General features: G+C 48.8%; 18 protein-coding genes and 1 pseudogene. 3 read left to right on the top strand and 16 right to left on the bottom strand.

Annotated features, from left to right (window positions below):
* Position 1: 1 nt before the first annotated feature.
* The 3 genes and pseudogenes from DXD11_RS08335 to DXD11_RS08325 form a co-directional block, all read right to left on the bottom strand.
* Positions 2 to 976 carry an aldolase catalytic domain-containing protein gene (locus DXD11_RS08335; RefSeq protein ID WP_118758170.1) on the bottom strand — a complete coding sequence of 325 codons (975 nt, stop codon included), beginning with the start codon at positions 974 to 976 and terminating at the stop codon, positions 2 to 4.
* Between the two features lie 639 nt (positions 977 to 1,615).
* Positions 1,616 to 2,587 carry a recombinase family protein gene (locus tag DXD11_RS08330; protein WP_243105841.1) on the bottom strand — a complete coding sequence of 324 codons (972 nt, stop codon included), beginning with the start codon at positions 2,585 to 2,587 and terminating at the stop codon, positions 1,616 to 1,618.
* 13 nt (positions 2,588 to 2,600) lie between these two features.
* Positions 2,601 to 3,068 (bottom strand): annotated as a pseudogene (locus tag DXD11_RS08325) (DNA polymerase Y family protein); the annotation flags it as partial.
* A gap of 235 nt (positions 3,069 to 3,303) precedes the next feature.
* On the opposite strand from DXD11_RS08325, the gene DXD11_RS08320 reads away from it, so the two are divergent.
* From DXD11_RS08320 to DXD11_RS08310, 3 genes are all read left to right on the top strand, one after another.
* Complete coding sequence (locus DXD11_RS08320; RefSeq protein WP_118758168.1) at positions 3,304 to 4,035, top strand: helix-turn-helix domain-containing protein; 732 nt, start codon at positions 3,304 to 3,306, stop codon at positions 4,033 to 4,035.
* Positions 4,036 to 4,122: 87 nt separating this feature from the next.
* A complete protein-coding gene (locus DXD11_RS08315) occupies positions 4,123 to 4,323 on the top strand; it encodes a helix-turn-helix transcriptional regulator (protein ID WP_004611564.1) in 201 nt (66 codons plus the stop codon).
* 302 nt (positions 4,324 to 4,625) lie between these two features.
* Entirely contained in the window at positions 4,626 to 4,832 is a 207-nt protein-coding gene (locus tag DXD11_RS08310) for a hypothetical protein (protein WP_117781706.1), read from the top strand.
* Between the two features lies 1 nt (position 4,833).
* Here DXD11_RS08310 and DXD11_RS08295 read toward each other — a convergent pair whose 3' ends face one another.
* From DXD11_RS08295 to DXD11_RS08235, 13 genes are all read right to left on the bottom strand, one after another.
* Positions 4,834 to 10,293 (bottom strand): DUF6273 domain-containing protein, encoded by a 5,460-nt coding sequence (locus tag DXD11_RS08295; protein WP_243105840.1) that lies wholly within the window; start codon positions 10,291 to 10,293, stop codon positions 4,834 to 4,836.
* Complete coding sequence (locus DXD11_RS08290) at positions 10,290 to 10,643, bottom strand: glycosyltransferase (RefSeq protein ID WP_118758167.1); 354 nt, start codon at positions 10,641 to 10,643, stop codon at positions 10,290 to 10,292. Before DXD11_RS08290 ends, DXD11_RS08295 begins: the two co-directional genes overlap by 4 nt.
* A 157-nt stretch (positions 10,644 to 10,800) precedes the next feature.
* Entirely contained in the window at positions 10,801 to 11,430 is a 630-nt protein-coding gene (locus tag DXD11_RS08285) for a PrsW family glutamic-type intramembrane protease (protein ID WP_243105839.1), read from the bottom strand.
* The gene (locus DXD11_RS14535) at positions 11,427 to 12,053 is read right to left on the bottom strand and encodes a histidine kinase (RefSeq protein WP_227572938.1); all 627 of its coding nucleotides are present in this window, start codon (positions 12,051 to 12,053) and stop codon (positions 11,427 to 11,429) included. The genes DXD11_RS08285 and DXD11_RS14535 overlap by 4 nt, the downstream gene beginning before the upstream one ends.
* Entirely contained in the window at positions 12,040 to 12,402 is a 363-nt protein-coding gene (locus DXD11_RS08275) for a DUF4179 domain-containing protein (RefSeq protein ID WP_118758166.1), read from the bottom strand. The genes DXD11_RS14535 and DXD11_RS08275 overlap by 14 nt, the downstream gene beginning before the upstream one ends.
* On the bottom strand, positions 12,389 to 12,937 hold the full coding sequence (locus tag DXD11_RS08270; RefSeq protein ID WP_243105838.1) for an RNA polymerase sigma factor: 549 nt from the start codon (positions 12,935 to 12,937) through the stop codon (positions 12,389 to 12,391). The genes DXD11_RS08275 and DXD11_RS08270 overlap by 14 nt, the downstream gene beginning before the upstream one ends.
* A 48-nt stretch (positions 12,938 to 12,985) precedes the next feature.
* Positions 12,986 to 13,195 carry a DNA-binding protein gene (locus DXD11_RS14215; RefSeq protein WP_158579429.1) on the bottom strand — a complete coding sequence of 70 codons (210 nt, stop codon included), beginning with the start codon at positions 13,193 to 13,195 and terminating at the stop codon, positions 12,986 to 12,988.
* 111 nt (positions 13,196 to 13,306) lie between these two features.
* Positions 13,307 to 13,729 (bottom strand): DUF6674 family protein, encoded by a 423-nt coding sequence (locus DXD11_RS08260; RefSeq protein ID WP_118758248.1) that lies wholly within the window; start codon positions 13,727 to 13,729, stop codon positions 13,307 to 13,309.
* Positions 13,730 to 13,787: 58 nt separating this feature from the next.
* Positions 13,788 to 13,967 (bottom strand): hypothetical protein, encoded by a 180-nt coding sequence (locus tag DXD11_RS08255; RefSeq protein WP_055238209.1) that lies wholly within the window; start codon positions 13,965 to 13,967, stop codon positions 13,788 to 13,790.
* A 326-nt stretch (positions 13,968 to 14,293) separates the two neighbouring features.
* Positions 14,294 to 15,712 carry a glycoside hydrolase family 1 protein gene (locus tag DXD11_RS08250; protein WP_055224569.1) on the bottom strand — a complete coding sequence of 473 codons (1,419 nt, stop codon included), beginning with the start codon at positions 15,710 to 15,712 and terminating at the stop codon, positions 14,294 to 14,296.
* Between the two features lie 99 nt (positions 15,713 to 15,811).
* Positions 15,812 to 16,777, bottom strand: coding sequence for an ROK family protein (locus DXD11_RS08245; RefSeq protein WP_015534022.1), 966 nt, complete (start codon positions 16,775 to 16,777; stop codon positions 15,812 to 15,814).
* Positions 16,778 to 16,837: 60 nt separating this feature from the next.
* The gene (glpK, locus tag DXD11_RS08240; protein ID WP_118758164.1) at positions 16,838 to 18,325 is read right to left on the bottom strand and encodes a glycerol kinase GlpK; all 1,488 of its coding nucleotides are present in this window, start codon (positions 18,323 to 18,325) and stop codon (positions 16,838 to 16,840) included.
* Between the two features lie 336 nt (positions 18,326 to 18,661).
* Positions 18,662 to 21,448, bottom strand: coding sequence for a translation factor GTPase family protein (locus DXD11_RS08235; RefSeq protein ID WP_118758163.1), 2,787 nt, complete (start codon positions 21,446 to 21,448; stop codon positions 18,662 to 18,664).
* Positions 21,449 to 21,553 lie beyond the last annotated feature (105 nt).

Here is a 21,553-nt window from a genome sequence, read left to right as displayed (position 1 = left end):
GTTACTCTCTGTACATAAGGTAGCTGTACATATCTGCATAATCATGTCTCTCATTCTTGATGAAATCGATGGCTTCCCTTGGATGCTGATTCAGCATTCCGGTCAGCATGTATGGCACATCATAGCCCCATACTGCACCTCCCTTTGCCTTGAGCGGAACCATGTACTGCTCTATAAACTTCAAGATGTGGTACAGGTTGTACTTTGGATTTCTGAGGAATCCAAGAAGAAGCTCAAGCGCACAATTTCCTGCGCCCCTGCCCATACAGCTTACAGTTCCATCGAGCATGCTCGCACCACTCCTCATTGCCTCAACAGTGTTGGCATAGGCAAGCTTTAAGTTGTCGTGTGCATGTATTCCTATCTTCTTGCCATACTTCTCTCCAACTGCGACATATTTCTCCGCGAGTTTCTTGATCTGCTCAGGGTACAGTGAGCCGTAGCTGTCAACAATGTATATTCCATCTACATTGCTCTTACCAAGCAGCTCAAGGGCAAGATCGATATCCGACTCCTGATCCTTTGAAACTGCCATGATATTACATGTGGTCTCGTATCCCTTTGCATGTGCATCCTCAATCATCTCGATGGCTGCAGGCATGGTGTTGATGTATGTCGCCACCCTCACCAGATCGATAACACTGTCGGCTCTGTCGATGATATCCTTCTTGTAGTCGCATCTTCCGACATCAGCCATAACTGAAATTTTCAGATCTGTATTGTTCTCTCCAACGATGGCTCTTATATCCTCCTCGTTGCAGAACTTCCATTTGCCGAATTTGTTCACATCAAACATTTCCTTGGAGGCCTTATAGCCGAATTCCATATAATCAACCCCCGCCTTGATGTTCGCTTCATAGAGGGCTCTTATAAACTCGTCAGTAAAATAGAAATCGTTGACAAGTCCTCCATCTCTTATTGTTGCGTCAAGTACCTGAATGTCAGGTCTGTAGGTGATCAGATCTCCGCCTATCATAATAGTGTCCTCCTTCTTGTTTTTTGTTTTGATTTTCTCTTTTTCTCTTTTGGTTTTTCTCTCTGATATTTCTGAGTCTATTTACTGCAAAGCTGTTTTCCAGTTTGATTCTATTTACTACACCTCTGTCTTCCAGTTTGTATCCTATAGATATTTCTCCTCAGTTTTCTCAATTTAAACTTACGTCACTTTAACGCGTTGGTGTATGTTAGTGACTTTATTTAGTATAGCACATAAATAAATTAATGCAAGGACTTTATTTTATCTTTTATGCAAGTAAATCTACGTTTTAGCACAATTATATCGCAAATAAATAAAAAACAACCCAAAAGATACAATTTTCTGGAACTTTGTATCCTTTGGGCTATTTGGGTCGATTCTGGGATAATTTTTTTATCTTTTTCTTGTTTTCGCTGTCATCTGAGATAATCTGACTTGATCATGTTAATCCAAACAAATCTCAAGCAACTCTCACCCTGCTCGTGTCAACCCTAGACCAAAAAAAAATTGATTTTTTGTACCCTCAAATATCACTTTCCATTATACCTGCTATCGCAGTATATTGAAAGCAATACTTATGCCTGCAGAAGAAAGGAGTGCCATATTTTCTCGACACTCCAAACTCCATAAGCATCCATCTTACTTGAAAAATGGATCATCTGTATTCCATACAATCTCTATATTGTCCTCTCCATTGATAATCACTTTTTTGATTACCTTCTGGATTTTCTCTCTATCAAAAGATTCCATATTGATGATACTTTCTAACTGTGTCTCAAACTTACTAGAAGAATTATCTTCTGACGGTATTTCTGTTTTAAGCTGTTCGATTTCCTGATGCAATTCATCAATCTGCTCCACCATCGCCTTTGAACGCTTGACATACTCTTCTCTTGTGAGCTTGTCATCCTTATAATCAGAATACAACATCATCTTTTTACTGCTGAGGCTCTTCACCTTCTTTTCAAGTGTTGCAATCTTTTCTTCCGGAGATACTTCTTTCGATTTACCAGCTTTCTTTATTCCTTTCTCATCCAGATAAGCTGTTGCATACATATTTACAATTTTCATGATTGCATCTTCAACCTTGGCAATTTCCACCCTGTTGTTTTTGCATGGAGAATTTTCCTCAATTCTTGACGAGTAACAAAGAAGAATGTCACCTTTTATCCTTTTGCTGGGTGCTAAAGCTCTGCCACACACACCACAATAATAAAACGGATTATAGTTTCTCTTACCACGCTTTAAACGAACACATTTTTTTGAATTAGCGTGTGCCATATCAAATAATTCCTGAGTAATAATGGGTTCATGGCAATTTTCTATCACCATCCATTCGTCTTTAGGAACATAGCTTGAAGTGTTATTGCTGCCTATCCTCTTCTTAGTTTTATTCCATATCAGTTTTCCAAGATAAACTTCATCGTTTAATATATCCCGGATAGAAGAAGTACTCCACAGACTTTTTACTTCAACTACATGAAAAAAGTTTCTGCTTCCTTTTCTCTTTTTATATGCAGATGGTGTATCAATACCCTGAGCATTTAGGTAATTTGCCACTTCCGTTTTACTTTTGCCCTGTGCGGTCAGTTCAAATATCAGCTTAACCACTTCTGCTGCTTCCGGAACCAAGCTTTGCAAATATCTTATTGAAAGAAACACCAACACTTACTGTGATGCCAAGCTCTGACTTCATTCTCCTGCTGATTTCCTGTGCAATGAGCAATCCATCTCCTTTAAGGGAACTGCTCCCTGTCACATCAAGCCAGCACTCATCAATTCCATATGGCTCCTGTCTGTCCGTATATTCTGCATATATCTCATGAGCCATTCTTGAGAACCGAAGATATAAGTCCATTCTTGGTGATACAAATGTTATGTCCGGACAGACCTGCTTTGCCTGCCAGAGTGCCATTCCTGTTTTCACACCGTACTTCTTGGCAATATGGTCGGCTGTTAAGACAATCCCATGTCTTGCCTCCGGGTCACCGCCTACTGCCAGTGGCTTTCCTGCAAGCTCCGGATGATGCAGATGCTCAATCGAAGCATAGCAACAGTTGATATCTGAATGAAGTATTACCCTGTCTCCCATCTGCATAACCTCCTGCATTTAATCTGTCACTACCATAACCTTTAGTCCAAGTATATGAGTAATGTTTCTTACAGGGCATAGTATAACCCCAAGAATAATCGACTGTCAACGGACACATGTGTCCTTTTTCTCATTATATTGGATTTTTAACTTGAATAATTGGCACTATTGCTATATACTATGGAGTGAAAAGAGACATTTGAAATCAACAAAATGAAAGAAAAGAGGCGTATGTATGTACTCAATCGGAGAAATCATTTCATCATATAGAAAAAAGAAAGGCTTGCTCCAACAGGATCTCGCTGATGAACTGGCAAAGGAAGGCATTACCATTTCCTATAAAGCCATATCCAACTGGGAGAGAAATCTTGCTGAACCAAGCGTTACCATATTTTACAAAGTGTGTAGAATCCTTGGTATTACTAACATGTATGAGGCATATTTTGGAGTAAATCCTACTGATCCTTTCTCCTCACTTACTGATGAAGGCAGGGAAAAGGCTATGGATTATATCAATCTGCTCCACGCATCCGGAATGTATGAAAAGCAGACTGCTAAGATAATTCCATTCCGTAGCATTGATATTTTTGAAAATGCCGTATCAGCCGGAACCGGTAACTTCCTTGTAGACGGACCGAAAGAGACTGTACGCATAGATGAATCTATCCTGCCGGAAGATACTACTTTCGGTGTCCGCATTAGTGGTGACAGTATGGAACCTGAATTCCACGATGGTCAGATTGCATGGGTATTACAACAGGAATCTGTTGCTAATGGAGAAATCGGCATCTTCGCTCTAAACGGAGAAGCCTACATCAAGAAATTACAAAACAATAAAGACGGAATTTTCCTTATCTCGCTTAATGAAAAGTATGCACCTATCAAGGTTGGAGAAAACGACCGCTTAGACATATTTGGAAAAGTTCTTGGAAAATCTGATGCTTCTGCTATCACAGGACATTGCTGATAAAATTGCAAGTCCTTTTTATCGGACACATCATTTTGCATAATTGACAATAAGAAAATATCTATAGAACTGAAAGAAGGGATTTTTATGGCGGTTACCAATAATATCCGAGAAATCCGAGAACAGCGTGGCATTTACCAGGATGACCTTGCCGCTGCTATCGGATACAGCACCAAAACTGTCGGCAGGATAGAGCGTGGGGACAGCACCCCCTCCGCCGAGTTTATGCTTAGGATTTCAAAATACTTTAATATGCTGGTGGAAGATGTATTCCATGTGGAAGATTGAGCTGGGTATTATGTCCAACTCATCTTCTCAGCTCTGCAAACTGAAATTGAACTAAATCGCTGTGCGATGGCCTGAGAAGGCTGTGGCACAGTTTTCTCTTTAACTTAAAAAGGCAGTAGATAATGAGCCCTAAAAGTAGTATTGTTAAATCACCACAAAATAACAATCGAACAGGATCATCATTAACACTGCCATGAATAGAATAACACCAGAATCTCTTTTTCTCAAGAGGGTATCTTTAATACGTGAACATCCATGATGGCAGTGACTCATTAACGTTACTAGTATCATGGAGGTTTATTATGTACGAAAAATATTTTAACAAGCTCAGAGAGGAATGCCTGATTCGTAACAGGTCCTCCCGAACTGCAGATACCTATATCAACAACATACGTCACTTTATGAAGTGGACAGGCTATAAATCAATGGAAGATTTCTTCTCCAGTCCAAGCGAAAGAGCGATGACGGCAATGTCCGTCACCGCCCTTTGCTCAAAGGTTCGCAGCTGATTTATTCAGCGTTTTCTTTCTTCTTTTTGCTGTAAACGGTGATGCCGATCACTACGCCGCCGCTGACAAACAGCAGTGCGATCCAAAGGATCATATTGCTGTTGTCACCGGTCTGCGGAGAATCCGAATCGGTCGGCTTGCCCGGCTCAGTCGGTGTTCCGGTAGCCGGAATCTCAACTGCCGCCTTCTTGTAGCCGCAAACCCTGCACTCCTCATGCTTGGAGCCCTTTTGCGTTGCGGTCGCTTCCTTGTCAACAACCCACTTGAAGTCGTGTGCCGCCTTATCGGCCTTATCTCTGCAAGAGCACTCATGCCAGTGGTTCGTAGCATCGTTCTTCCAGTCGGAGCCGTAGCTGTGAGTATGCTCGCCGCCGGTTGCCGGGATAGTTTCGATTGTCATCGTATAACCGCAGACGGTGCATTTCTTATGCTTTGTGCCGCTTGTGGTAGCTGTTGCCGGGGTATCGATGATCCATTCGCCGGCGGTATGCGCTGCCTTGCTGCCCTCGATGATCACGCCGCAGCCGACAACGGTGCACTCTTTCCAGTGATCGGTATTATCGGACTTCCAGTCGGAAGCGCTATGACCTGTTGCCGCAAGGATTACGCTTGTCTTGTCGGTAATTTCGGATGCACCGGTTGCATCCTCAAACCACTTGTCACAGCCGTCGCAGGTGTAATATGCCGTGTTGCCTTTCTCCGTGCAAGTAGGAGCCTTTGCGGGAACGAGGGTCAGATTGTGCGTATGCGGTACGGTATTGTCATATCCGCAGGTGTCGCAGATGTTATCGCTACCGTAATCGTGAGCCGCCTCGTCCTTCTTTTCGTGGCAGCGAGAGCATTCTTTCCAATGATTGTCTGTGTCCTTGCTCCAATCGCTTGCCCATGCGTGCCCGAGCTGTGTACCTGCTGCTGTAAAGGTTTCTGTTGTGCTGATCTCTCCGCAGGAGCAGCTCTTGAAATATACTGCATCGTTGGTGCAGTCGGCAGCCGACTTGAGGGTTTCCGGCTTCTGAATTTCCTGATCGTAGGTATGGGTATGGGGAATTGTGTAGGTCGCTTTCACGCTGACTTCACTGTCAGGCATTATGAAAGTAGTGGTTTCACTGTTCGCATCTTCAAGAGTAGTGTTGCCGCTTTCTACTACCCACTTATCAAACACCTTACCATCAGGAGCCGCATTTGCGGTCAGAGTAATGGTTGTGCCTTGCGCCGCTTTACTGATTTCGCTTCCTGCACCGATTGTCGCTTTGCCGTCCGTTACGATGATGGAATACTCTTTACTCTCCCAGATTGCATAGAAGGTAGTATCCGAGCTTACTTCATAGGTCGTGCCGGAAATAACCGAACCGTCGGCACTGGTTGACCAGCCCTTGAACTGCTTGCCTTCCGGTTCAGTAAAACCGCAGGCGGGCAGGGTGTAGCTGCCGGAAACGCCGGTGACATCTGCCATTGTGCCGCCGCCACCGTTGGCATTGAATCTGACGGTATACTCGGTAGGTGCGTCTTTGGTTATCGTAATAGACAGCTCCTTTGTATCGCTGCCCCCGCTGTTTTCCGCCTTAACGGTGAAGGTGGCAGTTCCCTCTGCCGTGGGCTCTCCGCTGATCCCGCCGGTATTCTCATCCAGCTTCAGACCGTCGGGCAGAGCGCCGCCGCTGATGCTCCATGTGATGGGCGCAGTGCCGTCGGCTGCCAGGGTCTGGCTGTACGCCTCACCCACCTTGCCGTCCGGCAGGGCATCCGTGGTGATGGTCACGGTATGACTGCCCGAATCATCAAACAGTGCCATCAGCTTATCCACATCCGCCGAAACATTATCGCCCGGTGCGTAGAGCTTGCCGTCGCTGCCACGCCACTTAAAGTAGCTGCCGGTATTTCCATCCGGGCGGGTCAGGCCATCGGAGGCAGGCGCGGTAAAGCTCTCACCGTTTTTTACGATGATTTGAATATCCTCGGAGCTGCCGCCCAGCTTGCCGCCACCAAGGTCGAGGGTAATGGCTTTCAGCCCGTCAGCGCCCAGGGTTTTCGGGTTCAGGACCTCAAGGACAGGACGGAAACCGATGCCAGAGCGGGACCACGTAGCATTCCAGTCGCTCCAGTTGCGGGCGGAATTGTACCCGCGACGCGCACGGTTCACCAACAAAGAACTATCAGTATCCTGCCCCCACGAATGCACCTCACCACAGTTTTTGATATATCCATCGTCCTTGTCCAGTATCCTGTCCCATTCGTTGCTTTGGGGCGTGCCGCGTCGGGAATTGCCCGAGCCTGTACCATCACTTCCCGTGGACGGCGCACGCAGCGTATAGCTTATGCCGCCGGTGGCGTAATTTTTGCCAAAAATCAGACTTGCGTCATCCAGGTTATCCCATCCTACTGTATGTGTCACGATATAATCCGCCACAAACAGGCTGTGAACATATTCGTTCTTCTGTGCATACTCCTCGGTGGTTACCATCTCCGACGTGAGCTTGTAGGCATCCACTGTCCCGGCATAGGTAAAGGGAACATAGTGCAGCGACGTATCCGGCAGGCTGCTGTTTGCCGTGCCGGGGATGCCCACGCCGGAGAGGTCAAACCAATAGGTGTCGCCGGTCGTAAGAGTAAACTGCTCATCAAACTGCGCCGTCAGCCTGGCTACATCCGCCGGAACGTTATCGCCCGGTTCGTAGAGCTTGCCGTCGCTGCCAAGCCACATAAAGGAGCTGCCGGTATCTCCGTTGGGGCGGGTCAGACCGTCGGAGGCAGGCGCGGTAAAGCTCTCACCGTTTTTTACGATGATTTGAATATCCTCGGAGCTGTTACCCAGCTTGCCGCCGCCAAGATCAAGGGTAATGGCTTTCAGTCCGTAAGAGTCCAGCGTGCCAAGATTCTGGACTTCAAGGACAGGGCGGAAACCGACGTCCGGATAGGAGTTCGTAGCAGTGGTGGAGCTCCAGTAGCGGGCCGAAGTGTACCCGCGAATCGCACGGAGCGACGCGTCGACAGAAACAGTATCCTGTCCCCACGAATACATTTCATTCCAGTTTTGGATATATCCGCTGTCCTTATTCAGCATCGTGTCCCATTCGTTGCTTTGGGGCACGCCGCGTTCGGAATTGCCCGAACCTGTATAGTTACTTCCCACAGACGGTGCGCGCAGGGTATAGTCCACGCCGCCGCTGGCATAATTTTTGCCGAAAATCAGACCTTCGTCATTCAGGCCACCCCAGCTAATCGTATGCGTTACGGCATAGTCCGCCACAAACAGGCTGTGGGCGTATTTGTTCTGCTGTGCATACTCCTCGGTGGTCACCATCGCAGACGTGAGCTTGTAGGCTTCTATTGTTCCCGCATAGGTAAAGGGAACATAGTGCAGCGACGTATCAGGCAAAGAAACTGCGCCGTCTTCGTTCCCGGTGTTCACCGTGCCGGGAATACCCATTGCCGATAGGTCAAAGTAATAGGTGCCGCCGGGCTTGAGGGAAAACTGTTCTGATAAAGCAAACTGCGCCGTGAGCTTGGTAACGTCCGCCGGAACGTTGTCGCCGGGGGCGTAGAGCTTACCGTTGCTTCCGAGCCACATAAAGTAGCTGCCTGTATTTCCGTCCGGGCGGGTCAAACCGCCGGACGCAGGCGCGGTAAACTCGCTGCCGGTTTTCACAATGATTTGAATATCCTCGGAGCTATTCCCCAATTTGCCGCCGCCAAGGTCAAGGGTAACGACCTTCAGTCCGTCAGAGCCCAGTGTGTCAGGTTTCGGGACTTCAAGGACGGGGCGGAAACCGACGATCGGATAGGAGTACGAAGCATAGCTGAAGTTCCAGAAGCGGGCCGAAATGTACCCGCGAACCGCACGGTCCGACGCGTCGACAGAAACAGTATCCTGTCCCCACGAATACATTCCATTCCAGTTTTGGATATATCCGCTGTTCTTGTTCAGCATCGTGTCCCATTCGTTGCTTTGGGGCACGCCGCGTTGGGACTCATCCGAGCCTGTATAGTCACTTCCCACAGACGGTGCGCGCAGGGTATAGTCCACGCCGCCGGCGACATAGTCCTTGCCGAAAATCAGACTTTTCGTATTTAAGTCATCCCAGCTTACCGTATGCGTTACGGCATGGTCCGCTATAAACAGGCTGTGGTCGTATTTATACTGCTGTGCATACTCCTCGGTGGTTGCCATCGCAGATGTGAGCTTGTAGGCGTTCACTGCCCCTGCATAGGTAAAGGGAACATAGTGCATTGATTTGTCCGGTAAATCATCGTTTATTGTGCCTGGAATGTTCTCACCGGAGAGGTCAAAGTAATAAGTGCCGCCAGGAGTGAGGGCAAACTGCTCGGTGGCTGCCTCCTCCACCGTCAACGCTACCGTCTGAAATCGGCTGGCGTAGTCAGTCTGGTAATCACCATTATACTGCTCGGAGAACACATGGAGTTTATAATTTCCGCTGGCAAGGTCATGCGGCAGTGTAAAGCTGAGCTGTCTGTCTGCGGCAGTGGGCTTCATAATTCTTCCATAGTGGGTCGCACCGTTTTTACCCTCGATAATCGCAGAAATATATTCATTCTGCCCCGTTCTCGGCCCGGAAAAGTTCAGCGTAACCGTGCCGCCTGGTTTTCCTGCTGCGGTAGTTTCCGTTACCCTAAAAGTACGGGTATCGTCCAAAAGTGTCAATTTCCATTCGTCCCCGCTGTATTCCGGGATTTTGAACATTCCGTCAGCAGTACCTTTGCCGCCAACGGCTGCAGAAACGAGGAGGACAGAGTCCGGCTTCAAGTTGAAGGCAGGACGGGCTGCGTTGGTTTGGCCTACCCATTCACCGATCACAGCGCCCTTTTCATTGACCGTCCCCGCAGAATCAGGGTTCATTTTTCTAGGAGAACGGAGCCACCATACGTATGCACTATCGCCATAATTGGCGATACGCGCATTGTCATCGGTAAATCCGTAGGCTGCATTTTCCGCTTCCTCTGCCGAGAGGAAAAACACCTTGTCCCCATCCAGGATGTTGTCAGAAGCGGCATAGTACATACCGTATAGAGCATCACTTTTGCTGGTTGCCAAAACAGCTTTTTGCTCCGTAATGCTGAGACTTCTGCTGTAAAAGTCATTACACCAGTCCTGCGCACGGCTGCCCTTCCAGTCGTTGAAATATGGGGTCGTATAATCAAATTCTACGCCGCCATATTCCCCTGTCCCAAGCAGTGCATCAGAGAGCAGAAAAAATCCGTCCTCCTCCCGGGCATTGGGCATATTGGTTTTTGTATCCAGCACACGCCATTTGACGGTGCTGTTATTCCATGTGCCAAAATGAATATAGTCATAGCTGCTGTTTGTACTGTCATAACCGCTGATCCCACTTGTGCCAAGCTGTATGGCTTTTTTTACACTGTCATTATCGGCAAAGGCTGTTGTGGGCAAAAGACCCAATACCATGCAGCATATCACCAGGATGCTGAGTATTCGTTTCTTCATTGGCTTGTCTCCTCCTGTTCGTATCGGTTCGGCTTGTCCGTCCCGTCTTTTTTCTGGTTTTCTCTGATTCTGAGCCGGAAACACAGGACTGTAATTACCACCGCTGCCGCAAAGGAAACGATGGCCACCAGCACATAGCCGCCCGCGTCCTCCCGAAGAAGCATCGTGCCGAACACTCCCCTTGTGGCAGTCTGTCCCTTCCCGATGATCATGCCCGCCGCCTGCATCAGCACTGTACACAGCAGCATACACGCGGTGCTCAATCTATATATGCCCCGCCGCTGCCTCCGGCGGGTGTTTTCCCACACCCGCTGTTTGACGAGTGCGACCCGTTTTGCGGTATCGTACATATCCTTTGACCCCCTTCCCGGTTTGTCTGAAACTGTAATAAAAACCCTTTCACTTATATAGGTACAAAAAATCGAAAAAACTCTCACCAAAAACGAAAAATTTTTTAAAAAAATTTGAGAGCCGCCAAAAAGCAGCTCTCAAGTAGAGGATGTTCAGTTATTTTCTCTGCGATAATCGGAAAGCAGACAATCTTACCGCCGCCACCAGCAGCACCGGCATGGCGTAGGCGATGTACTGCGCCGTACCGCCGTAGGCAATCAGCAGATTGTAGGTGGCGTGGAATGTTATCGCCGCACACAGCAGACCGCAAGTGCCGGCCACCTTCAGCCACGTCCGCTGCCATGTGTATGCAAGACCGCCGCCTACGATCAGTCCGCAGAGGACGTGCATTGCTCCCGTGCCGAAGCCCCGGAAGAAGATGAAGGAGAAGCGGTCTGCGCCGTTTTGGATCAGATAGCACACATTTTCGAAGGTGGCGAAGGCGAGGGCGACCGTTATTGCCGCAACCTTGATTTTATCCCCCTCCGGCTCGAATACCAGAAGATAGAACACCAGCGGCAGCAGCTTCATCATTTCCTCCACCACCGGCGCGATCTCCGCCGTGGCGGCAAGGGCGTCCGCCTGACACACCGCCGCGAGGAAGGTGTTGATATAGGCCGAAAGCAGGCACACCCCCATCCCGGCAATGCAGAACAGGAAGAAGCGGAGCTGCCGCCTGCCCATGCACAAAGCGGCCACCAGCAGGGGAGATACCATGCAGAGGAAGATGTTTTCGATGTAGGTCATGCGTCCACCGCCTTTCTCGTGGCGGGCAGCAGGCCGAGAATGGCGAGCGTCAGCAGCATATCGCACCAGAAGGTGGGGCTTGCCAGAGAGGTATCCGGCCAAAAGCAGCCCACCGTCCAAAGCAGATACTCCGCAAACGCAAAGCACAGCACGCCGATGTGGTAGTACCGCATATTCCGCGCCGTGCCTGTCTGCCCATTGGCGTAGACCAGTCCACGGATGGCGCAGAAGGAGAGCCAAATCATCATGCCGCACCAGATCAGGTTGGAGAGAATATCCCCGAAGGTGCAGTAGAACGCCAGCAGCGGTACGCCGATCAGCGGCGAAAGCCATGCAGAGCGGCTGCGGAAGCTGCGCTCGTCCTGAGTGGTGAGCGTGGCCTGCAAAATGCGCAGGAAAATTACGCTGGCCACCCAGCCGAACTCCGAGACATAGAAAACGCGCGGTGTGGTATCGAACAGCAGCAGATACAGCGTCCAGTAGAGCGCGCCGAGGGCAAAGCAGCCGTAGAAGCACAGCAGCAGGAAATACGTCTGCCGCCCACTTTTTCGGTAGGCGATACCCGAAAGCAGTGCGCCGACGAACGTGGTCAGCAGTTGCAGCAGGTTCTCAATCAGCTCCATGCGCATCCTCGCTTTCCCTGTCCTGCCCGTCCTCTCGGCTCATCTGACGCAGCCGGAAGCACAGAACGGTCACGCACACGCCGAGTAAAAAAGCCAGCAGCCCGATGACGATGTATCCCAAGGCAGCGCCGCCGTGAAAGATGCTTGCCGCCGTTTCAAAGCCGGAGTAGTCGCCTGTCTGGATGCTCGCGGCAATGCCGGGCATGGCGAGGGACGCGCCAATGAGCAACGCAAGGCACGCCGCCACGGCGGAAGCCATGGTGACCGTATTGCGCCGCCGCCGTTTCTCCCGCTCAATTTTGGCGATGCGCCGCTTTGTCTCCGCGACGCGCTCCTCATAACTCCGCATCTGTGATCCCCTCCCGTTCTAAGAGCCTTCGCAGGCTCTTTTTTCCGCGATACACCATGTTGGTGATCTGTTTTACCGTTTTTCCCGTGACCTCCGCCGCCTGCGCGTAGCTAATATCCTCAAAATAGGTGAGATAGAGGACTTCCCGATAGTCCGGGTTTATTTCGCTCATGCAGCAATGCAGGACGCGGTTGCGCTCCTCCGTCCGGATGACCTCCTCCGCCAGCAGCCGTCCGTCCGGCTCGCCGGTCAGCGTATCGAGGCTGAACAGGGGCTTCCGTTTGCTCTTATGGCGCAGCGCCATGTGCCGCGCCGCCTTATAGAGATACGCCTTGAAGCCGCCGTCCCGTATCTTCGGCTTTTTGGTGAACAGATAGGCGAAAACGTCCAGCATCAGCTCCTCCGCCTCGTGAACGTCGTGCAGATAGCCGTCGATATACAGGGTCAGGGGGGCGCCGTATTTTTTCATCAGGGCATTGAGCCCTTCGTCGTCGCCGTTCAGATATTGGCGGTACAAGCTCTCGTCGCAGGCCATAGCGTTCACCTCCTTTTTGCGGATGCTTCCCATGCAGAGGGGTATCCGTCAGGTGCTTGTCCTGCCGGAATCGCGGTGCTGTCCTTGAAAGCGCGGGTCGGACGGTTTCTCCGCATTTTCCGGGATCGCCCATGAACGCCCGAACCGGGACGCGCCGGGGATCCGCCCTTCGGTGCAGTATTGGTTGACCCGCCGCTCTGACACGCCCCAACGGTAAGACGCCTCCCGAATGGAGATATAGCCCTTGATCCCGTTCATACCGCACCTCCGCATGGATAATACTCAACACGATACATTATATACGAATATCCGAATAAAAGCAAGCCCACACGGACGTTGGGACGCAGAATCTCTCCCACGTCCTCATATCTATCTGGCTTTATCTTCTCTTACCTTTGATACTTCCTTATGTGACGCTTCCTGCTTCACCTCATCCGCACCTCTAGCCTCAAATGCATCTGCATTATACTGATACTCCTGTGGTTCAGCGACCATCGGCGAATATACAATCTCTGCTTCTACTCGCTCAGCTTCTGCCCTCTCCGGCTCTGTCTGTTCCTGTGCTTTCGCATTTTCCATATGCTTTTCCTTATCAAGCTGCACATTCATAGCCAGATTATCCAACTTATCAATCGAAGCGTCCAGATGAAGCTTCATTGATACAAGCATCTTTTTCACTGCTTTCATAGGTGCAAGCACTGCCTTTGTAACTCCTGTGACAAATACCTGAAAGATTGTTTTCATCATTGACCAACCATGATCAATGCCGATTACTTCTAACTTGTTATTCATGTTCCTTTCACTTTTTTTCTGTATTGTCTGCATTATTGTTTTGCAAAATTTCATATAATTACCCACACCCTTTCAAGTGCTCGGTTTTGTCAGATGCAGGAATATCATCAGACCTGCCATAAAAATGCTTTTTCATTAATTCCTCATACAGTTCATCACTCTCTGCCTTAACTTTCATAAGACAGTAGAGAACCACTGTACTAATAATGATTACGAACCAAATTAACACCTTGCCCATTCGACCACTCCTCTCAAATAAAAAGAGGACCAAACCAGCTGATGGAATATTCCATCTTAAATGCTAATTTAGTCCTCACTAAATGTTTTGATATAAAATTGTACCTAATCTAAGCGCACAGATTCACTCTCAGACTGATTGTGGACATCTGTGATACTGACTTGGATTTTCGGTTTTGATATAACAGCGCTGCCTTATCTACCGCTAAATTGGTATAAAAATAAGGACTAAATTAGGCATAACCCCTTGATTTTACTGGTTTTCATCTAACTTGGTCCTATTATAACTCAAACACCAGTCTCCCAGTGCTTTTACTCAACTACAAGCTAGCTCAGATCCTCGCCGTTAGTCTCGATGACCTTCTTGTACCAGTAGAAGGAATCCTTTCTGTATCTCGCAAGATCCTTCATGTCAAACTCATCTCTGTTGACATATATAAAGCCGTATCTCTTGGTGATTCCCTCGTGGGTGGACACGAGATCAATTGCTGACCAAGGACAGTAACCCATCATCTCTGCGCCCTCGTCTGCTGCCAGCTTAATCTGCTCTATATGCTTTCTTAAGTACTCTATACGATAGTCGTCGTGTACCTTGCCGTCCTCTGTAAGCTTGTCATATGCGCCAAGACCATTTTCTGTCACAATCATAGGAAGGTGATATCTGCTGTACATCTCTCTTATAGTTGCCCTGAAGCCGTCAGGGTCTATCTCCCAGCCAAACTCTGTGCGGAGAAGATTTGGATTTGGATACGCCTTGTATACCCCCGGCTCAATACCGGCTGATTGCTGATCCTTTTTTTCCGAGTCCGTCACAGCAACCGGGCTGTCATCCCACTCAACCGTTGCAGTGTTATAATAATTGAAACCTATAAAATCAGGCTTTGCCTGCGCCATGATATCCATATCTCCAGCCTCAATAACAGGGATAGCGTCATGCTCTTCAAGGAACTTCCACACCAGGTCGTTGTATCTTCCATACACTGCCATATCAAGGTAAAGCCAGTTTCTTATCGCGTTGAAGTTCTGTGCTGCCAGGACATCCTTCGGCTTACATGTGGCAGGATATACCAGAGAGATGTTCGGGGCAGGACCAATCTTTGCTCCAGGGCACATCTCGTGGAGAAGTTTCATGGCCTTTGCCTGAGCAAGGAGCATGTGGTGATTCTCCTGGTAAAGCTTCTTGTATTTATTTGTCACGCCCTCCATGTTGCAGGTTCCGATCACGTCACCCACAAGTGTGAGCATGTTCTGCTCATTGATAGTCAGCCAGTACTTTACTCTGTCGCCATAATTTGTGTAGAGAAGCTTTGCAAATTCAACAAACTCGTCAACACTCTCTCTTCTCGACCAGCCACCTTTTTTCTCAAGAGCCGCAGGAAGATCAAAATGGAACATTGTGACAAGCGGCTCGATTCCGTACTTGAGGCACTCATTTATCACATTGTTGTAGAAGTCAATTCCCTCCTGGTTGACTCTGCCGGTTCCCTCTGGGAGGACCCTGCTCCACGCGATGGAGAATCTGAATGTCTTGAATCCCATCTCAGCCATGAGGGCTATGTCCTCTGCATATCTGTGGTAAAAATCAGCGCACACGTCCAGCTCACTTGTTCCCGCTGGAACTGTCTTGATATCCTGCACACTTGGACCCTTGCCGTGTGACAGATTGGCACCCTCAACCTGATATGCGCTTGTCGATGCTCCCCAGAGAAAATTCTCCGGGAGTCCATGTTTCTTTGTGATTATCATAATTTTCCCTCCATGGATTTACATTTTCAATAGTATTTATAAAAGAGATGAACCATCTGTTCCAGTTCATCTCCATCTTACGTTTGTTTTATTGCGATTTTATTTCACGCCCTCATACTTCTGCTTATAATTGTACAACGCGCCAAGAAGATTCGAATCATTGCGGAACTTGCATGTGTCGATAACCATGCCATCGTAGGTCTTTGTAATCTTTCTTATCTTGTCCACATACTTCTTAACCCCCGGAACAAAGTTCGGATTGGCACTCATTCCACCTCCGATAAGTATGACATCCGGATCTATCGTCATGTACAGGTTACAGCAGAGCTTTGCTATGGAGAAGTATGAGTCCTCAACCATATCTATGATCTCCTGATTGCCCTCATCTATCCATTGATATACCATCTCACCGGTCACCTCTTCTGGCTTCATATGCATTATCTTGGATGCCTTGTATGTAATGGAGCTTGCAGTACATGTTGAGGTTACCATGAACGGGTTATATTCAAATGTCTCCTCAACAGTCAGCTCTTCACAGCATCTGACATTATCAGCTTCTTCCCTTGTCATGTTCATGAGGGCATATGACAATTCACCTGCCAGAAGTCTCTTGCCTCTGTGGATCTTTCTGTCAATGATTATTCCACCGCCGATTCCTGTACCCACGACAACGACTGCTGCATTTGTAGCCGTGCTGGCATTGCCCAGCCACAACTCTGCGAGAGCCGCACATTTGCCATCGTTCTCAAGGGCTACAGACACACCGCCGCATGCCTCTGATATGAGATCACCAAGATGTGCACCATCAAGATACTTGATCCCGCCACCGCCGTACACTATGCCGCGCTCGACATCTATCTGTCCAGGAAGCCCCATGGCAATTCCTGTTATGTCACAGTCCAGTACCTTCTCGTCATACACCTTCTTGATCTGCGCCACAAATGCCGGAGTTCCAGCCTCGGCATATCTGTCGGTTGGAGTCTTACCCTTTCCCGATATATTGCCCTCATCGTCCATTAACGCATACTTTATAAATGTTGCCCCTACATCAAATACTAAATACATAAGTCCCTCCTACTTTTCTCATTACCCATTGTTTTTTTCTTTCTATATATATTTTCATATTCACCTTGTCACTCTCGTTCTCTCCACAGCATCCTTCCAGCCTGCAAGGAGCTTCTCCCTCTTATCCTCAGTTATCCCCGGCTTAAATCTTCTGTCGGCCTTCCAGTAGCCCTTGATCTCATCCAGACTGTCATAGTAGCCAACCGCAAGTCCAGCCAGATATGCAGCTCCCAGAGCTGTTGTCTCCGTGATCACAGGCCGCACTATCTCGGCATTCTCTATATCTGCCTGGAACTGCATCAGGAAGTTGTTGGCACTTGCACCACCGTCCACTCGAAGGCTTGTGATTGAAAGTCCTGCATCCATCTCCATAGCTGCAAGAACATCCGATGTCTCATATGCCAGTGATTCAACTGTCGCCCTGACAAAGTGCGCCTTATTTGTTCCCCTTGTGAGGCCGAACACTGCCCCTCTGGCGTACGCATCCCAGTAAGGAGCGCCAAGGCCAGTAAACGCAGGTACCACATATACACCATTACTGTCCGGCACCGACAGAGCAATGCGCTCAGTATCCGCCGCACTGTCTATGAGCTTCATCTCATCCCTGAGCCACTTGATGGCTGCTCCAGCCACAAACACACTTCCCTCAAGCGCATAGCTGACTTTTCCGTCAAGTCCTATGGCTATGGTGGTGAGAAGTCCCTGCTGCGAGTCAACTGCCTTATCCCCCGTATTCATGAGGAGGAAACAACCTGTTCCGTAGGTGTTCTTCACATCACCGGCCTCAAAGCAGCACTGTCCGAACAGCGCGGCCTGCTGATCTCCGGCAACTCCCGCTATAGGCACCTCACCGCCAAATATCTCTCTGTCCGTGTATCCGTATATCCCACTGGAATTTCTCACTGCCGGAAGCATGCTCTCCGGTATGTTGAACTTTGCAAGCAATTCCCTGTCCCACTCCAGTGTATGAATGTTGAATAGCATGGTACGCGATGCGTTTGTGTAGTCCGTTGCATGGACTCTTCCGCCTGTGAGCTTGTATATAAGCCATGTGTCAACAGTTCCGAACATCAGCTCCCCTGCCTCTGCGCGTTCCCTGGCTCCCGGCACATTGTCAAGTATCCACTCTATCTTCGTTGCAGAGAAATACGGATCAACTATCAGTCCCGTTTTCTCTCTTATCACCTTGTCATATCCTTCAGCCTTAAGCTGCTCTATCCTGTCCGCAGTTCTCCTGCACTGCCACACTATGGCATGGTACACCGGATTACCGGTCTTTCGATCCCACACTATGGTTGTCTCTCTCTGGTTGGTAATTCCTATTGCGGCTATGTCCTCGGTGCGGATTCCCATGGTCTCCCTCGCCTCCATCATCACCGACATCTGGGTTGCCCATATCTCCATAGGGTCATGCTCCACCCAGCCGTTATTCGGGAAATGCTGGGTGAACTCCTTCTGTTTCACTGAGCATATCCTGCCTTCCTTATCAAATATTATCGCCCTTGAGCTGGTCGTTCCCTGATCCAGCGCCATTATATAATCTGCCAAATTGCCCTCCTATTAACACGGACGCTCGGTTCTAGTGTTTTGCAACCAAACTGATGGGTATGCCTTCTCAGGGGACGCTCCCGCTCGTTTCGCCCTGCAGCGGTACTAAGATGCTGCTTAGCGCACCATCTAAGGACCGGCGGGCTCAAATGCCCCTGCGAAGGCATACCCATCAGCTTGGTTTATATACACTGTTAAGCCTCGCTGTTCTCCGTAATTATGTATGGTTCGTCGGGCAATTTTGCCCTGACAAACCTTTTTTCCTTCTTCCTTTTAAGTATCTATCAAATAAGCCAGAATCAAATAGTTCAGCTTAATTGTTTTGATCAAATTTTCTCAATCGTTTTTCAAATAATTCTCTCTCAAATGTTCGTTCACTCTCTCGACCTCTAGTTTGAAGTCTCTTGAGGACATGCGGATTGCACCCTGGCCCATGGTGACTATCTGCTCCAGTCCGTCCGATGTGACCACAGTGACCTTGTGCTTTCTCGCAAGCTCATGTGTGAGCTTTTCTATATGCGCATCCGCGGTCTCACCCTCCTTGGTGTACACCACCTCTATATCATCATAAGGGAATCTCTCGCCCTTGTTGTCCTTCACCTTGTAGCCGTCAAATACCACTATTAACTTACAGTTCATATATCCCTGATAGTTTGACAGTATGTCCATGAGCTTACCTCTGGCGGAGTCTATGTTGTGCTCCGACAGTTCCCGAAGTGTATCCCACGCAAATATGACGTTGTAACCATCCACTATGACATAATCCTCGCCAGTCTTTCTGCGCTTAAATGCTCCAGGTGTCGCTATTCCCCTGTCGGCTGGCCTGCTGCCCACAAGAGGCCCATTCCCGGGCTGTCTGTCTCTGGACTGACTCTTATTATACTGTCCATTTCCACGATATCCCGAATTTGAAGAATCTCCTGCCGTACCAACAGACGCGCCGCCTCCGGCTGTGCCATCACTTCCTCTGCCGGAAGTTCCATTTACCTTATATTCTGATGTGGTTCTCCTGAACCTTCCGTTCAGTGCCACATCCTTATCCTTGTAATCTCCGCCAAATGTCCTTGCAAATATCTCGCTGAGTTCCTCGTCCGTGATGGACATATCCGACACGCTCTTTCCCGGCCTGTTCACAGGAATATCCGTAACATCGCCATCCTCTGTATACCCCAGCTGACCTGAGATCTCAAATCCCGGATCCTCCTTCACATGCATGTTCTCATACACATCGTACCAATCAACCAGATAACCTGCACCGTGGGCACAGAATACCGATGATGATGGGTTAAACCTGTCAAGCTCAGGATCATAATGTCTCTCAGTCAGAACCTCTTCGGTGTTGTGACATGGCTGATAGCCGTCTATATCCACCTGAAGCCTGCCTGTACCTCTGGAAAATGCCGTGAGCTCACTATAATACTCTCTCATAGTGTATACCGGGGCATGTCCAGTGATAACCGTTGTCTCACCAGATATCTCCTGTCCGTCCATGCTGCCGCTCATCTTCACTATGTCAGCAAGCACTCTGCCCGCATACTCCTGCGGCACCTCTATTTTAAATGCATACACCGGCTCAAGCAAGACACTTTCCGCCATCATAAGTCCCTGTCTCACAGCCCTGTATGTCGCCTGCCTGAAATCACCGCCCTCGGTGTGCTTCTGATGTGCCCTGCCTGCGGTGATAGTTATCTTCATATCCGTGATCGGGGATCCCGTCAGCACCCCTCTGAATTCCCTTTCCTGTAGATGAGTCAGGATCAATCTCTGCCAGTTCTTGTCCAGAACATCCTCGCTGCAAATGCTGTCAAAGCACATACCGCTGCCATTTTCCATAGGTTCAAGCAGCAAATGTACTTCAGCGTAATGTCTGAGCGGTTCAAAGTGTCCCACTCCCATGACCGGAGCTGCAATCGTCTCCTTATATGATATCCTGCCCTGACCGTACGTGATGGCTATGCCAAATCTGTCTCTGACCATCTGCGCCACGACCTCCAGCTGCACCTGGCCCATGACCTTGATGTATATCTCACCGGCTGCCTCATTCCACTGCACCTGCAGCAATGGATCCTCTTCCTCCAGCTGTCTAAGCTTTGACACCATCGTGACCGCATCCACATCAGTCGGGTACATGACCTTATAGCTGAGAACCGGCTCCAGACTTGGAAGCTCTCCATCCGGGCAGGCACCGATTCCCTGTCTGCCGTAGGTATTCACCAGTCCCGGAACAGCACATACACAGCCCGCAGTGACATGATCCACCATGTCATACTTTGCACCGGAGTATACCCTTATCTGATTTACCTTTTCAAGTGTTTCCTCTCCTTGTCTGCCTGTAAGCGTGAGTACATCCTTTAGTCTCAGGGTTCCCCCTGTGATCTTCATATAGGTCAGCCTCTCTCCTTTGTCATCACGGCCGATCTTAAATACCCTCGCGCCAAATTCATCCCTTCGCCGAGGCTCTGTCACATATCTGTTCATTCCATCCAGCAGCTCAGCCACACCATCATTTTTAAGTGCCGAACCAAAGTAACAAGGAAAGAGCTTTCTGTCTGCCACAGCCTTAGCTATGTCATCTTCCCGGTTTTCCCCGGTCTCGAGGAATCTCTCCAGCATGTTCTCATCGCACATGGCTATGTGTTCACCAGCATCTTCACATAAAAAATCGACACAGCCATCACTCAGTCTGTGTCTGATATTGTCCATGAGATACTCCCTGCCATACCCCGTCATGTCCATCTTATTTACAAATATAAATACAGGAATCTCATATCTCTCAAGCAGTTTCCACAGCGTCTCCGTGTGGCTCTGCACTCCGTCCATGCCATTGATTACCAAAACCGCATAATCGAGGACCTGAAGAGTCCTCTCCATCTCCGTTCCGAAATCCACATGTCCTGGAGTGTCAAGCAGTGCTATATGCATATCACCAAAGTTAAGCTCCGCCTGCTTGGAAAATATCGTGATTCCCCTGTCCTTTTCCTGACTGTCTGTATCAAGGTATGTATCCTGATGATCCACACGTCCAAGCTTTCTGATACGTCCAGTCTGGTATAGCATCGCCTCGGAGAGTGTGGTCTTGCCTGAATCAACGTGGGCCAGTATGCCCGCGACTATGTTCTTCATATGTATCTTTTCCCTTCACCAGCCGATATATATCACCTGCCACGCATCTTGCTAACCATTGATATATATCGGTTCTTTATAAACTCATTTAACGGTTCAGCTATG

Origin of the sequence: Coprococcus sp. TF11-13 (assembly GCF_003481085.1) — a bacterium.
GTDB lineage: Bacteria > Bacillota > Clostridia > Lachnospirales > Lachnospiraceae > Coprococcus > Coprococcus aceti.
Note: the sequence above shows the minus strand (reverse complement) of the source record. Positions and strands in the feature narration are given on the sequence as shown.

What these genes read in the sequence shown, in the direction of transcription:
- DXD11_RS08335 (WP_118758170.1), bottom strand. Translation starts at nt 976, where the DNA reads ATGATAGGCGGAGATCTGATCACCTACAGACCTGACATTCAGGTACTT.
- DXD11_RS08320 (WP_118758168.1), top strand. Translation starts at nt 3,304, where the DNA reads ATGTACTCAATCGGAGAAATCATTTCATCATATAGAAAAAAGAAAGGC.
- DXD11_RS08315 (WP_004611564.1), top strand. Translation starts at nt 4,123, where the DNA reads ATGGCGGTTACCAATAATATCCGAGAAATCCGAGAACAGCGTGGCATT.
- DXD11_RS08310 (WP_117781706.1), top strand. Translation starts at nt 4,626, where the DNA reads ATGTACGAAAAATATTTTAACAAGCTCAGAGAGGAATGCCTGATTCGT.
- DXD11_RS08295 (WP_243105840.1), bottom strand. Translation starts at nt 10,293, where the DNA reads ATGAAGAAACGAATACTCAGCATCCTGGTGATATGCTGCATGGTATTG.
- DXD11_RS08290 (WP_118758167.1), bottom strand. Translation starts at nt 10,643, where the DNA reads ATGTACGATACCGCAAAACGGGTCGCACTCGTCAAACAGCGGGTGTGG.
- DXD11_RS08285 (WP_243105839.1), bottom strand. Translation starts at nt 11,430, where the DNA reads ATGACCTACATCGAAAACATCTTCCTCTGCATGGTATCTCCCCTGCTG.
- DXD11_RS14535 (WP_227572938.1), bottom strand. Translation starts at nt 12,053, where the DNA reads ATGGAGCTGATTGAGAACCTGCTGCAACTGCTGACCACGTTCGTCGGC.
- DXD11_RS08275 (WP_118758166.1), bottom strand. Translation starts at nt 12,402, where the DNA reads ATGCGGAGTTATGAGGAGCGCGTCGCGGAGACAAAGCGGCGCATCGCC.
- DXD11_RS08270 (WP_243105838.1), bottom strand. Translation starts at nt 12,937, where the DNA reads ATGGCCTGCGACGAGAGCTTGTACCGCCAATATCTGAACGGCGACGAC.
- DXD11_RS14215 (WP_158579429.1), bottom strand. Translation starts at nt 13,195, where the DNA reads ATGAACGGGATCAAGGGCTATATCTCCATTCGGGAGGCGTCTTACCGT.
- DXD11_RS08260 (WP_118758248.1), bottom strand. Translation starts at nt 13,729, where the DNA reads ATGAATAACAAGTTAGAAGTAATCGGCATTGATCATGGTTGGTCAATG.
- DXD11_RS08255 (WP_055238209.1), bottom strand. Translation starts at nt 13,967, where the DNA reads ATGGGCAAGGTGTTAATTTGGTTCGTAATCATTATTAGTACAGTGGTT.
- DXD11_RS08250 (WP_055224569.1), bottom strand. Translation starts at nt 15,712, where the DNA reads ATGATAATCACAAAGAAACATGGACTCCCGGAGAATTTTCTCTGGGGA.
- DXD11_RS08245 (WP_015534022.1), bottom strand. Translation starts at nt 16,777, where the DNA reads ATGTATTTAGTATTTGATGTAGGGGCAACATTTATAAAGTATGCGTTA.
- DXD11_RS08235 (WP_118758163.1), bottom strand. Translation starts at nt 21,448, where the DNA reads ATGAAGAACATAGTCGCGGGCATACTGGCCCACGTTGATTCAGGCAAG.